This window comes from Limnoraphis robusta CS-951, assembly GCF_000972705.2.
In genome coordinates this window covers 14,101-28,399 of sequence record NZ_LATL02000167.1, presented here as the reverse complement: position 1 = coordinate 28,399, position 14,299 = coordinate 14,101, and the positions used below count along the sequence as shown (strand labels likewise).

At 39.2% G+C, this 14,299-nt stretch carries 7 protein-coding genes; 3 read left to right on the top strand and 4 right to left on the bottom strand.

All coding sequences use genetic code 11. From position 1 onward, the window contains the following. Nucleotides 1-386 precede the first annotated feature (386 nt). The 3 genes from WN50_RS14510 (at nt 387) to WN50_RS14500 (ending at nt 3,575) form a co-directional block, all read left to right on the top strand. The gene (locus tag WN50_RS14510; protein WP_063847394.1) at nt 387-698 is read left to right on the top strand and encodes a hypothetical protein; all 312 of its coding nucleotides are present in this window, start codon (nt 387-389) and stop codon (nt 696-698) included. A gap of 98 nt (nt 699-796) precedes the next feature. After that, nucleotides 797-2,737 (top strand): DNA primase, encoded by a 1,941-nt coding sequence (dnaG, locus tag WN50_RS14505; protein WP_046277821.1) that lies wholly within the window; start codon nt 797-799, stop codon nt 2,735-2,737. Between the two features lie 589 nt (nt 2,738-3,326). Further along, nucleotides 3,327-3,575: a hypothetical protein gene (locus WN50_RS14500; protein ID WP_046277820.1), complete on the top strand. Its 249-nt coding sequence runs from the start codon at nt 3,327-3,329 to the stop codon at nt 3,573-3,575. Nucleotides 3,576-3,702: 127 nt separating this feature from the next. On the opposite strand, the gene WN50_RS14495 is transcribed toward WN50_RS14500, so the two are convergent. The 4 genes from WN50_RS14495 to ltrA form a co-directional block, all read right to left on the bottom strand. After that, on the bottom strand, nt 3,703-8,604 hold the full coding sequence (locus tag WN50_RS14495; protein WP_046277819.1) for a WD40 domain-containing protein: 4,902 nt from the start codon (nt 8,602-8,604) through the stop codon (nt 3,703-3,705). Between the two features lie 320 nt (nt 8,605-8,924). Next, entirely contained in the window at nt 8,925-10,124 is a 1,200-nt protein-coding gene (locus tag WN50_RS14490; protein ID WP_046278576.1) for a hypothetical protein, read from the bottom strand. Between the two features lie 310 nt (nt 10,125-10,434). Beyond that, entirely contained in the window at nt 10,435-11,670 is a 1,236-nt protein-coding gene (locus WN50_RS14485) for an RNA-guided endonuclease InsQ/TnpB family protein (RefSeq protein WP_342586755.1), read from the bottom strand. A 124-nt stretch (nt 11,671-11,794) separates the two neighbouring features. After that, nucleotides 11,795-13,537, bottom strand: a complete 1,743-nt coding sequence (ltrA, locus tag WN50_RS14480; protein ID WP_046278574.1) for a group II intron reverse transcriptase/maturase — start codon at nt 13,535-13,537, stop codon at nt 11,795-11,797. Nucleotides 13,538-14,299: the final 762 nt, after the last annotated feature.

The following is a 14,299-nucleotide window of genomic DNA, read 5'->3' as shown; positions in this document are numbered from 1 at the left end:
GCGGGTTCCCCATGAATTTCTGTATCTTAGAAATAAGATTAATAAACCCGCCCGACCCCCAAAGAATTGTTAACTGTAGGGGCGGGTTCCCCATGAATTTCTGTATCTTAGAAATAAGATTAATAAACCCGCCCCGCCTCTTGTTTTCCCTGAATAGATGTGTGTTAAAATCAGATAAGATACTGATAACTGTAAACTGTAATCAGGCCCGCCCCTACAGAATGATTATTGATTAGTCGGATATCATATTAGGGCGATTTACGGGCGCAAACCGCAGCACCCCTACAGTTTTTTTATTCTATTGTATGATATTTCCTTTCCTTTGGTTGATTCAATTTCCTGAGTTACCGAATACAATAACAGGAGAAATTTATGTCCTCAATTCTATGAAAATTAGCTCAGAATTTGCAGCCCGGTTATCTCGTTTGAACTCACGGCAAACAATTAGAGTCATTGTTTTTCTACAAATCTCAACAGATAACCCGCAAAAATCTCCAGAGGAAATTCCAAAAATAGCCGAAACTAAACTTGATAATATTCGTCCGATTCTCGCTAAACATCAAGGTGAAACTCTCAGCGAACGTCCGAATATTTTCGGTTCTATTGGGATCAAAATTACGGTAGCCGGAGTTTATGCTTTGGCGGAGTCGTCGTCGGTTAAGATGATTGTTGAAGATCAGGGAATTTTTCCCCGTTAATCGTTAAGATTTCAGCATTTTTCTCCCCAAATTTGAATAAATATGTCACAATAAACCTGATCATCTTTGAGCAAAGTTAGGGTTATTGTAGAGCATCTATGTCAACTCCCCGCATTCATCCTGACACCATAGAAGAAGTGAAGCAGAGGGCGGATATCTACGATGTCGTTTCAGAACGAGTCGTCCTCAAACGTCAGGGAAAAGATTTTGCGGGATTGTGTCCGTTTCACGAAGAAAAAAGCCCGAGTTTTACAGTGAGTACCAGCAAACAGATGTATTACTGTTTTGGCTGTGGGGCGGGTGGAAATGCGATAAAATTTTTGATGGAGTTGGATAAAACTTCCTTTGCAGATGTGGTGTTAAACTTGGCGCGTCGTTATCAGGTTTCGGTGAAAACGGAAGCCCCAGAAGAACGTCAAGCGTTACAAGAAAAGCTTTCTCTGCGTGAACAACTTTATGAGATTTTAGCGATCGCAACGAGTTTTTATCAACACACTTTGTCTCAGTCCCAAGGGGTAGAAGCGTTAGACTATTTGACTTCTCAAAGACGCTTAAGTGCAGAAAAAATTCAACACTTTCAACTGGGTTATGCGCCGAAAGGTTGGGAAATGCTGTATGATTATTTAGTAGAACAAAAGCATTTTCCCGTTCATTTAGTCGAACAAGCGGGTTTAATTTTACCTCGAAAAAAGGGCAATGGTTATTATGATCGATTTCGCGATCGCTTGATGATTCCCATTCACGATATTCAAGGGCGAGTGATTGGTTTTGGGGGAAGAACGTTATCCGATGAACAGCCTAAATATTTGAATTCTCCCGAAACCGAGTTATTTGATAAAGGAAAAACGTTATTTGGGTTAGATAAGGCAAAAACAGCGATTTCTAAACTGGATCAGGCGGTGGTTGTCGAGGGGTATTTTGATGTAATTACCCTGCATTCGGCGGGAATTGAAAATGTTGTTGCAGCTTTAGGAACCGCTTTGAGTTTGACTCAAGTTCGTCAACTCTTGCGTTATACAGAATCTAAACAAATTATCCTCAATTTTGATGCAGATACAGCAGGTGCAAAAGCGGCTCAACGGGCAATTGGAGAAATCGAAAATTTAGCGTATCAAGGAAGTGTTCAACTGCGAATTTTGAACCTTCCCGCCGGAAAAGATGCGGATGAATTTTTACACAGTTCTTCGTCTGAAGATTACAAAAAATTATTAGAAAATGCGCCTCTGTGGATTGACTGGCAAATCAGTCAGATGTTAGTCGGGCGAGATTTAACTAAAGTCATAGAAGCCCAACAAGTCGCGCAAAATATGGTCGAATTATTGAACAAAATTGAGCAGGAAGTTCAAAAGACTCAATATATTCAATCCTGTGCAGAAATTTTGAGTCAAGGGGAAGCAAGACTGGTTGCGTTGTTCGTGAAAACTCTACAAAAACAGCTTCAGAAGTGGCGACGGCAAAGGGAATTTCAAGCCGAAGAATCATCGGATATCGAACTTCCTTTATTAGCTGAACGGAGTTTATTACCTGAAGCTGAGTTGTTACTGCTGCGAATTTATTTGCATTGTCCAGAACATCGTCAAACTGTAATTGAAGCGTTAGATAGCCGAGATTTACAGTTTAGTTTATCTGATCATCGGTTTTTGTGGCGACAGATTTTAGAAATCGAAGAAAAATCGGAATTAGCTCTTGAGTCAATTGATTTTATTTCGAGATTACAAGATAGTTTATTAGAGTTGAGTGAAGCCCCGCCCCAACTTGATCATTTACTTTATTTAGATGATACCGCGAAAGCTAATCTTCGACGAGCGCCTCTGGAAATTCGGGCGGCGATCGCATCAATGGAGTTAGCCATTTGTAAAAAGCGCCGTAGTTTAGCCTTGCATATGTGGCAAAATACAGATCGGACTGAAAACCCGGAATTATTCAAAATGTACCACGATGAGTTTCTAGCGGCTAATCAACGCATTCAAGAGTTAGAACCCCAGCGCTGTACGAAGTTTCACGATTTAGCGACGGTTCCTTTGGGTGAACTGCGATAAACTCACCGGAGAAAAGCCGAGGTTCCATGTCTTGATTTTCAGTAGCTTTTAGAAGTATCACATCCAGGCAGATAACTAGCTCTAGACTGTGTGGTATGATGAAATTAAAGGGAAGAAAAAACAGGGCTATTAAAGGGTTAATTCTATGTATTAAACTTGTAGTACAATAGGTTCTGGTTAGGGGTGTCAGACCGGGGAAAAGAAGAGGATTATATAGCAGTATATAACGGGAACTCTCGCTCCGTTATTCGGTCAATACAGAACAGAAACCCAAGCCTTTGATGAATAAAATTTTACCCTGATCCTGACCCTTGAAACATGAAACCCATTCTTAGAAGTTTCTCATACTGCCTCATATTTCCGGACAGAAACGATATAGTCTAGTAAGATTTAGATAGAGAGGAAATCGTTTGAGTCTGACTCAAGTTGTGAGAAAAATATTCTCGCACCATATGTAATATAAAATCCGTTTTAAATCCCTTTTTATCTGAACAAATAAAGCTGATTACCGGATATTGTGGAAATTCAGCTTGGGGAGTGTTGAGCGGATATTTAATGAAAAACCCAAAAAAACCACAAGGAGTTTACCATGTCCCACAAAACACTATTCTGTTTAGGAATGACCACTCTATTAGCGGCGAGTTTCATACCGACAATGGCTGCTAGAGCCACTACCCATTTAAACCCTCTGGATCATTTACCCTTTAGCTCAATTTACAATCATCAACGCAGTCAAGTTTCTTTGGAGGAGTATAAATCAAATCGCGTTGTTTTTGCCAGTGAAGAAACAAAGTCTAGTGGCGTTCCTCAAGATTCATCTCGTCCGCCGAGAGGATAAATACTTTAACTTACTCTTTTTTGTGTACTTTCTCATCAATTTTACGGATGTAATGCCCATTGATATTTTCTATGAATATCGTTAACTCACCTGAATAAAATCAGGTGTAGTTTTTTTATACAATTGTTTAATTGTGAATGATCTTATCACAAAGCATCTTATCTGTGTGCTCAAGAGTAGAGTTATATTTTAAATAGCTATTAAGCTGAGTACAAACCTGTTTGAGTAAGTCAGAAGTATCATTAAATTTGCGATCATCTAACTTCCAAAAAATAACTCGGTTTGCTTCATCAGTCGCGACCAGAGTGGGATAATCTGGACTATAGCTGACCGAGAATATCTGTGCAGAACCCGCCCGAAAAGTGGCAATTAAATTTCCGTACCGATCCCAGAGTTTAACCGTACCATCGAAACTGGCAGAGGTAATAATTTCACCATTTGGACTAAAACTAACCTCAGAAATTCCACCCGTATGTCCACCAATTGCTGTTCTCGTATCAATTTTTTCCCAAGTTTGATCCTGGCGTTTCCAAAACTCAAGAGAGCCTTGAGCGGTAGCCGCGACAATCAGTTCACTATCCTCAGAAGGAGGGCTAAAACTAACCGATGAAAACTTACTTCCATCGCCCCTCAACTTCTCAATCAGTTGACCCTCACGATTCCAAAAAATAATAGTATTATCATCACTTGCTGACGCTAAAAGCTGACTATCGGGACTGAAACTCAAATCATTAATAGAGTCTTGATGTCCTTTCAAACTGTGCAGAAGTTTTCCATCACGAGTCCAAAGCTGTACGGTTTGATCCTCACTAGCGGTTGCGATTAATTGTCCATCTGGACTAAATTTCACAGTCCAAACTGGAGCATTATGGGGTAGATTTTTGATAACTTTACCCTCAAGATTCCACAGTTTAACCGTTTTATCTTGACTCGCAGAGGCGATCAATTTACCATCTGGACTGAAACTGATATTATTCACAACATCGCTATGATCTTTGAAACTTAATTGTTTGCTCAAGGCATAGGGTAACTGTTGTTTCGCTGACCGATGAACTTTCCAAAGAATCACTTGCTTTTGATCACTCACAGATGCTAAGAGTTGACCATCTGGACTGAAAATCATATTATAGACTGCTTCGCTCGGTTGAAAAACTTGCGGGATACTATTTAGGTTCCAGAGTCTTACCGTGCTATCTTTACTCGCTGAAATTAGCATTTGACTATCTGGAGTAAAACTAACTTGATTGACCGCATTTCGATGACCTCGAAGAATCGTTTTTTGAATACCAGCTTGGCTCCAAAAAATAATATTTCCATTGGTGTCAGCAGAGGCTATTGATTGACCATCGGGGCTATAACTCACACTAAAAACCGCGTGTTTATGTTCATCTAAAGTTTTGATAAGTAGACCCTCTCGACTCCACAATTTAACCGTTTGATCACTACTAGCTGAAGCGACAGTTTGAGTATCAGGGCTAAAAGCAATACTCCAAATTGTCTCACTGTGAGCTTTCACTGTTTTAATTAACTCACCCTGGCGGTTCCAGAAGATTAATCTTCCATCTCTATCTGCTGAAACAATTCGTTCACCATCGGAGCTAAACAAAACACTAGAAACAGGACTATTATGACTTTTTAATGTCGTGATTAAATTACCATTCAGATTCCAAATTTTAACGGTTTTATCACGGCTGGCAGAAGCAATTTGTTGACCATCTGGACTAAAACTCAACCATTGAACGGCATCTTCATGGGCTGGAATTGTTCTGATCAAAGTTCCATCTAGCTTCCAAAGTTTGATGGTTTTATCTTCACTCGCTGAAGCGATGATTTGACTATCGGGACTAAATGTAACGTACCAAACTCTACTATTATGTCCTTCTATAGTTTTAATCAGTTCACCTGTCGGTTTCCAAAGTTTTATTTTTTTATCATCTCCCGCCGAAGCGATTATTTGAGCATCAGGACTAAAGTTCGCACTAATAACAGCACCACTATTTCCTTCAAATCGATTACGCTCTTGCAGTAAATTGAGAACAGCCCAAAGCTTATACATTGTTTCTTGTTCAAAGGAATATTTTATCGATTTATCTTCTAAATATTGTGATCCTCTTAAAAGATTTAAAGAAGCTTCTAATTGGTTATTTTCAATTAAAAACACAGTATAATTAAAGTTTGAATTTTCAATATTCTGACGTCTGAGTTGAGCTTTTTGTTCTCTAACAATTCCTGTGCTAATAATTGCGGTTGCAGAGAGTAATACCATCATCGCACTGATAGCAATTGATGCGAGTAGTCGATTTTTCTGACGTTGAACACTGGCTTGAGCTTCTTCTAACCGTTGCTGAAGAACTTGATTGAGTCTTTCTTCCGCTTCTTTGCGTTGAGCTTCTGCTTGTTCCCGCCTTTCTCGTTCGCGATCAAATTGAGCAATAATTTCAGCACTGCGTTGTTGACGGATAAAATAAACTAAATAGTCGTGAACTAACTGATATCGTTCAACTGGAATTTCGGGGAACAAACAGACTAACCCTGATACAATAAATATCTCTAAAACCGTATCCAAATTCTGGGCTTCTTGCTCCATATAATGCGTGAGTTCTCGAATCAAATCCGAGCGGGTTTTGAGCGGTCGAGTATTGTTTTCATCGGTCAGTAAATAGAGAATCAGTTCCGCTAGTTGTTTATTTTCAGGGCCACATTCATCAATCACTTCCTCTAAATATTTTTCTACCAGTTTTCGCGTTGGCCCTTGGGTTTGATATTGTTCTAAGGTGGTAATTTCCATCGCCTGAAGTTGAGCGCCTACAACTTGTAACTCAATCGGACGCACTTCATTGAATTCTTGAGCTAAATCTTTTACTAATTCATCAATTAGAGCCGTTTCAGGTATGATTTGAGTTGTTTCCGTTAGTTTCTGAATCACTGATTTTGCTTCATCCGGCGAAAAGTTACCGATGTGATAGAGAATATTTTTATCCAAAACATTGTGATTAATGGCTTCAAAATATTCGAGACGATTTCCTTCGAGTAGATAATGCAAGTAATCCTGTCTCAAAGAAAGAATCACTTTCACAAAAGGAGTATCTAGACAAAATTTAAGAAATTGATAAAACTGTTTTCGTTGCTCTGATTCTTTACAAACAAAGAAAAATTCTTCAAATTGATCAAAAATCAGAACAATCTGAAGATTGTGGTTTATACTTTTTTGCAGAAAACTCTTAATTTCATCAAGGGTTTGAAAATTATTGCTATCAAAGTGAATAGAATTCAGCTTGATAAAAGCTTCACTCAAAGCTTGACTTAACGCTTGAACCCAATTCACATAATATCGTTGTAAAACCGCGATAACTCGACGTTCTTCTACTACAATATATTTTAATTTAGGAATTAAACCAGCCTGGATAATAGAGCTTTTTCCAACTCCCGAATGTCCATGAATGACAATTAATTTTCGATCATTCATCCGAATGCGTGTTACTAAATTTTCAATATCTCGAACTCGTCCAGATGCAGCAATTTCTGGGTTCACTTTTTGATGTTTTTCGACAAAAGGTAAACCTGGATTTGTAATCGATTGACTGTGAACCAGACGACCCGCTCCAATAAATGCTCTTAAGCCAAATTGTTGCTGAATTTCTCGTCTTTTTTGCTTGGTTGTAAAGGCAATAAAATATTCACCATTTTTAAAATATAACTCGTTTAATTGATTTAAAATATTAATATAAAGCTCCGGGTCATATTCAGGTTTTGCAATTTTTATAGCGTGTTGTAGCGTGATAATTCCTTCGTCTATTTCACCTAACAGTTGTTGAGCTTTTGCCAACGAGAATAAATACCAAGCTTGATGAAAAGACTTCTCCCAGGTTAAATAAATTACTTGTTCATGGGAAATCTCAATGGATCGATCTTTGATTTCCTGTTCAAAAATTTTGAGTGACTTTTCAGCTAACTTCTTCGCTTTTTTCCAGTTCCTTTTTTCTAAAGCCACTTCCGAGAGAAAATGATAGCCTCTAGCTTGTCGAAAAGGATGAGCATAAACTTTATGTAAACCGACTGCTTTTTTAGAAAGTTGCTCTAATTCATCCCAATCTTTGAGACGATATAAAGCTAACGCTAACGCATTAATAAACTTGGAGACTAAATCAGAACGTTCGGCTTGTTGAAATTTCTGAATACATTGCTGATAATACTCTTTGGCGATGAAATAGGATTTTTCGCGTTCTGAATGATTTAAAACCGCATGACTATGCCACCAAAAACCCAAATAAAATAGAAGATAACCCCATCGTTCTAGATACTCCGTTTTCTCCCATAAGGCTAAACTATTTTCATAATAGTTTAGAGCGGCTTCTGTGGAATTATCGGCGATTCTACCCAATACAAATTCTAAACTTGCTGCCAGTTCTGTGTCAAGCTGAATATTCCGTTTTCGGATATCCACTTGCGCGAGTTCTAGTTCATTGCGAAGTGGAGAACCTTTTTCTAAATTTAAGCTAGAATTCTCTAAAAAAATACTTGCACCACTACTGGAGATCTTATCAAATACATCATCTGTCGTTTTCTGAATAAACTTTAAGAGTTCTTTTTTACTGATCACAAATTCAATCGTTGTTCCCCAACTGTGAAAATCAGGAACGAGCCGAATCATCATTTGCAAAAGATGATCATCAATCCAAATAATCAAGGGAAATTTAAAGTTGCTAAATTCCTCTCGAATTTGATTGGTTGCTTTTAAAACTTCTTGAATATTATTAACGGACTCTAAACCAAAAATCATCAAAACCGGGGGTTTATTTTCACCTAAACAATTTTTGATGTTTGTATAAAGCGTCTTGGTTTCAACGTCTAAAATAATTTCTTGAATTTCAACTAAACATTTCTTTCGCAAAGTCTTCATCACTTTTTGACGTAAGCTGCGATAGTTACAGCAAGCAAAAATCAAAGAAAACTCATCTGAAAAGTGATTAACAACGCGGAGTAAAGTGTTAAGAGATCTAATGTTTTTTCCGGGATTTTGTTGATTCATAAATTATGAATTTCCTCTTTTTGCAATCAATAATATTAATTTTATTAATAAAATTTAATATAAGCTTAAAATCTAATTCTGTTTTTCAGAGATGACAATTAAAACAATCCTCAGATCGTCTTTAATCAGTTCATCTCTATTCAATTTACACCCTGAAATGCTCTCACACCTGTCAACTTGTTGATCAGCTTTGCAAATAATAGGCAAAACAACAGAACCGATTTGCCGATAATCATGCTGTAAACAGGTCTAACCTAGTTTATCTATTGTAACTTGTCCTAAATGACAATCGCCACTCGACTCAGCGATCCATCAGCCTCTTAAGCAACTTCATCTAATTCTTCGGTGATCACTCGACGCAAAATTTCAGTGACTTCTGCTGCCATTCGCGCATCGAGTCGGATGGACTCATCATCAAAATTTTCCATATCTTGAATCGGAATAACGCCTCGTAACGTCATCGCAACAGAGCGCAATTTGGCTGAATTTCCTGTTAATTTTGGTAAAGGATCAACAAACTGTACCAAAGCCATATAAGTCGTTTCAATGGTTTGTCTTTTTGAACTTGGCCCGTGACCCAACTTAGAAAGAATCACAGGAAAACGAATCTTATTTTCTAATCCCAACATCTCCAACGCTACATCAACAAATCGAGCCGTATCTTTACCCAATCCCTTAATAATCGGTTGAAGACTCTTCCAATTCACATGAGGAAATTGAGCATCTGATTCTAGATGATAATGCCATCCAATCATCGAAATAATCCGAGTCAAATCATAAGCAGAAACCAAATTTTCTCCCGTAGCCTCATCAGAAACAGCCCGAAGTAAAACCTCTTTGTTTTGGCTATCTACCAATTCAGGATTCATAATCCAGGGATCTTCACCATAATTACCCCGAAACTCTAAATCATAATTGCCCGTAATCGTCTGCAACCATTTCTCAAGTTTTTCCCTCGTTTCAAATCGTTTCAACATTGCCGATAAAGCATTAGAACTATCAATCTGCTTTTCATAGCTGACAATATCTTCTACAATCGCTTCAAAACTCGCGCTTTGAAGTTCATCTTCAGGATTTTGAATCCGCCAATTTTCCACAGCAGAACCGGGAAACTTAGAATTGACTTGACTCAACACATTTAAAGCAGGTATAATCTTAGTGGAACTCCAAAACTGAGCTTTTTCGAGATGATTTTTCCCCGCCCATAATGTTTGTAGTTGTCCCTGATTCCAACGACCGATACAAACACAAGCTTCTTTGATATCTTCATGTAGGAAGTCTAAGGCGTCCGGATCAATATCTGGAATTTGCCCAAGTTTAGGATAAGGGCGAAACATCATAGATTTTTGCTTGAGGTATGTCGAGTAGCGATCAATTTCATCTCGATAGGGAGAGTTTTCAATTCCTCGATCTAAAAACGCTAAATGATTAGCATTTGCTCCCTGATTGAGTGCAATTTGCAGCAGTTTCTCAAAAACTTGGTCTGGGTTAATCGCCCGTTTGAGTAAATTTTGATTCATTGTAATCTGTACTTCAGCATAGGGGAAATGCTGGATACTCTGTATTGATGGGTTGGGGTAATGATTCAGTTTATACCGTTGCTTTGTACAAATCAATTCCCAAAGTGGCGATCGCCATTCCCCCATTCCTCTAATATCGTTTGATTGCCGTCTCAGGAACGAACTCTCACCCGTTTAAGAGGATCTTGCTTTCTCACCCTAGCGAGGAATTTTTGCATCTGGGGGTAAATCCAACTACCCAAAAAATGAGAAATAAAAAAACCCCATCTGGGGCTAAGGATTACAACTGATCATTGACATCCTCCCGCCGCTAATTGCTACGCAATATAGCGGGGGATTCCCAAGAGTTCTTGGTTCGCAGTTCATCGAGCCGACTTAGAGCAAGAGCGTCTCCGTTCTTGAGCCAGAGGTCAGTTTCTCCCTGCGCTTTCCAGCTTTTGGCTCCAGATTCCGTATGCCCTACGGTACTGTTTAAATATTCGGCTAATAACTTAAATCCCTTTGCCAAGATGTTTTTCGCGGCGTTGTGGTCACGGTCTAAAATCGTTCCACAACTACTGCATTTGTGAGTCCTGGTACTAAGCGTTTTCTTCACCTGCGCCCCACAACTCGAACAATCAACCGTTGTATTGTGAGGCGGTACGGCAATAACTATGACACCATAAACCTTGGCAAAATATTGAAGCCATTGCGTGAATTGATACCAACTAGCATCACTTATCGATTTAGATAGGTGATGATTTTTTATCATGTTTCGTATCTTTAAATCTTCGTAGACAATTAAATCGTTAGACTTAACTAGCGCCAAAGCATCTTTTCGAGCTTTGTCTTCACGCTGTCTACTGACTTTAAGATGCTGTTTAGCTAAAGCCTTGCGTGCCTTATGGTATCTATTTGACTGTTTCTTTCCTTTGCTATGCTTTTTAGAAACCCGACGTTGAAGCATCTTTAGTCTTCGTTCGGACTTCCGCAAATAGCGAGGGTTTTCTATAGTATTTCCATCGGAATCGGTATAGAACTCTTTAAGGCCTAAGTCAATTCCCGTCATTTTCCCTTGAAACTCATGCTCCTCTCGTCTATCCCAACTCACTAAGAACTGAGCATGGTAGCCGTCAGCACGTCTTATGACTCGAACTCTAGAGATTTGCTTTTCTGAATACCAGATCAAATCTCTAGAACTCCATAAATCCATCGTTCCAGCGTTAAAGCCGTCAGTGAAAGTTATCTGTCTTCTATCAGCAGATAGCTTCCAACCACTGTTTTTGTACTCGACGGAACGACCAAACTTTTTGTACTTTGGATAGCCTTTTTTTCCGGGTTTACCCAATCTACAGTTCTCATAAAAACGTTGAATGGCAGACCACGCCCTATCAGCGTGAGCCTGCCTAGCTTGAGAGTTTAGCTTCTTCGTCCAAGGGGTTTCCTTGTTCTTAGCTAGTACCGAGCAAAGCTTTTGGAGGTCGTTACGAGTGACCCCCTTGTTATCTTCCCAATAACGCAAACAGGTGTTACGGATGAATTGTCCTGTGCGGATTGCTTCATCCAATTTACTGTACTGCGACTGGGTTCCTTTGAGCTTGGCTTCAATTACTAATTAGGGGTCGAGGGGGGCTTTACAACCCCCGACTCCCATTCAGAACCGTGCTTGCGACTTTCACCGCACACGGCTCCTAGTCTAGTTGACTGTTATCGTCAGAACATCCGGTTTCTTTTGAGTTGTAAGACCCATCGGTTGCCGTTTTAGTATCGTGACAGTGGCGATGTAGTAATTGTAGGTTCTTATATTCGTTTTTCCCGCCTAAACTTGTGGGAAGAATATGGTCGATTTCTACAATATCTTCTGGGCTAAAATATTGTCCACAGAAGTTACATTTGCCTTTCTGCTTTTTAAGCAGTGTTGCTACTCGTTTAGGTACATCATAAGATGTTCCTTTTCTTGCACTCCAATAAGTCCAGTTTCCGTCATAAGGTGATGCTTCAGGTCTTACGGTTACATGACGGGTGATAGGTGTTTCTGCATGGGTGGTTAATTTAAAGCCATCTTTGGTTTCAAAACTCCATGCTTTGTTCCCGTTTCTTCTGAAATAATGTTTCAGTTTTTTGTAACTTGCTTTACCGCTTCTGCTAACTGTCCATGCTCTTAACCTTTGCCATGTAATATGGTCTAAAGAGGAGAATGTTTCCTTAGAAACAGCTTTGGAATGGTAGTTACACCATCCTCTTATGACTGGGTTTAGGCGTTTGATTAGTGCGTATTGGGGTGCAGTTTTGTGGGTTTTAATCACTTCTTTCACCTTATCCGAGTGAGCTTTAATTGCCTTCTTACTAGGTTTTATTATGGTTTTGAACCCTATTAATTTTGAGTTCTTTCCACCTGTTTTTCCTGAGTGGTGTTTACCCACTGAGTGTTGTCTAAAGTTCCAACCTAGAAAGTCGAATCCTGGTTTGACTTTTAAGCCATTTACTTTGATTTCTCTTAGTGTGTGGCATATACGGGTTTTGGCTGGTTTCAGTTCTAACCCGATAGGTTTTAACCATTCTTCTATGACAACTTGGCACTGTTGAATAACTTCTAATTGTGGGCTAATTACCACGAAGTCATCGGCATATCTAATGATTTTTGCGTAGTTCTTGTTGTTGTTTGTTCCTTTTGGGTAGCATTTTTCAACAAACCTAATCATTCCATCCAGTGCGATGTTAGCAAGTAAGGGGCTAATGACTCCTCCTTGTGGGGTGCCTGCCTCTGTTGCTTCAAATATGCCGTTGTCCATCACTCCAGCTTTTAACCATTGTTTGATTTGGGCTTTTATTGTTGATGGACAATCAATTTTGGACAGTAGGTGTTCATGGTTAATCTGGTCAAAGCATTTTGAGATGTCAGCATCTAGGATGTAATATTCATCTTTATTGATACTTTGGAAGATTCGTGACATTGCGTCATGGGCTGAACGTCCGGGTCTAAATCCGTAGCTTTCGCCCTCGAATCTGGCTTCCCATTGTGGTTCTAACGCAGATTTCACCAAGGCTTGCCTTACTCTATCTTGTATAGTTGGGATTCCTAGAGGACGTTTTTCTCCGTTGGGCTTGGGTATCCATTTCCTTCGGAGTGGTTTTGCCTTTTGGTATTTACTCAGGTTTTGGGCTAGTTCTAACCGTTGTTTAGGTGTAATAGATTTAATTCCATCAACCCCGGCTGTTTTTTTGCCAAGATTATCCTGAGTTACCTTTCTAATCGCTAAGAGTTTGGCGTAATATGACTTGACTAGAAGTTTTTGGAGCTTCCGAGCTTTCGCATTTTGTCCCGATAATGATGCCTGGTAAATTCTCTTTTGCAGCTTAAATACTACCCGTTGAACTTTCGCCCAATTGATAGAATTCCATGTAGTCGTAGTCTTGGTTATACTCGTTTTCACCGTTTTAACTGCTAATTGAAACCTTACCTAACAACTAAACCGGAATCTATCAGCGTATCCTATACATTACATTTAGGCTTTGGCTTCTGACTCCATCTCTCACCCTCATAACATCCGCCTTAGATTTGTGGCTACCTAACAGTATTCGACCTCTGTAGGGGTATATGAGGGGTTTTAACGTTCCTTGAAAATGGGTTTTGTTGCCTTTAGAATCATCCTTTCCGCCGAGGTACTTTTGGGAGTCTTGATAAGTTAAGAACCAACATCCTTATCTTTTATAGAGAGTCCATGTATCCCCCTACCTTTTCCCTTTGTTCTTTTGAACGCAGCGTAACAAGTCATTTCGCTGCTTAATTCTTACGACGGTTCAAGCCGGATGTTCACTTTCGTTATTCTTGGGCAATTGGCTAGAGAACTACTTAGATATTTGACTTATATCCGGTTTCCCGTTATTCCCAGCTTCAGTGTTTTGATAATCAGTCTGACACTGTGGGAATTGCCTTACCCCTTTGGGATTGGAATACTCTACCTATTGAGGTTCAGTAATCCGTACCATTGACTCCGGGGTTGACCTTCCTTTAAGGTCACATTTTCAAAGTTAAAAAAAGGTTTTAATTGGTTAAAAACCTTTTTTCCCTGTTTACGTTTCGGGTTTTGTCCCTAAACTTTGACAGGAACGTTTCGCACACATGGTAGAATAATATCATATTTTACCCAGCACAAACATGGGTATAATAACAAGGATTCGCTACCGCTCAATTA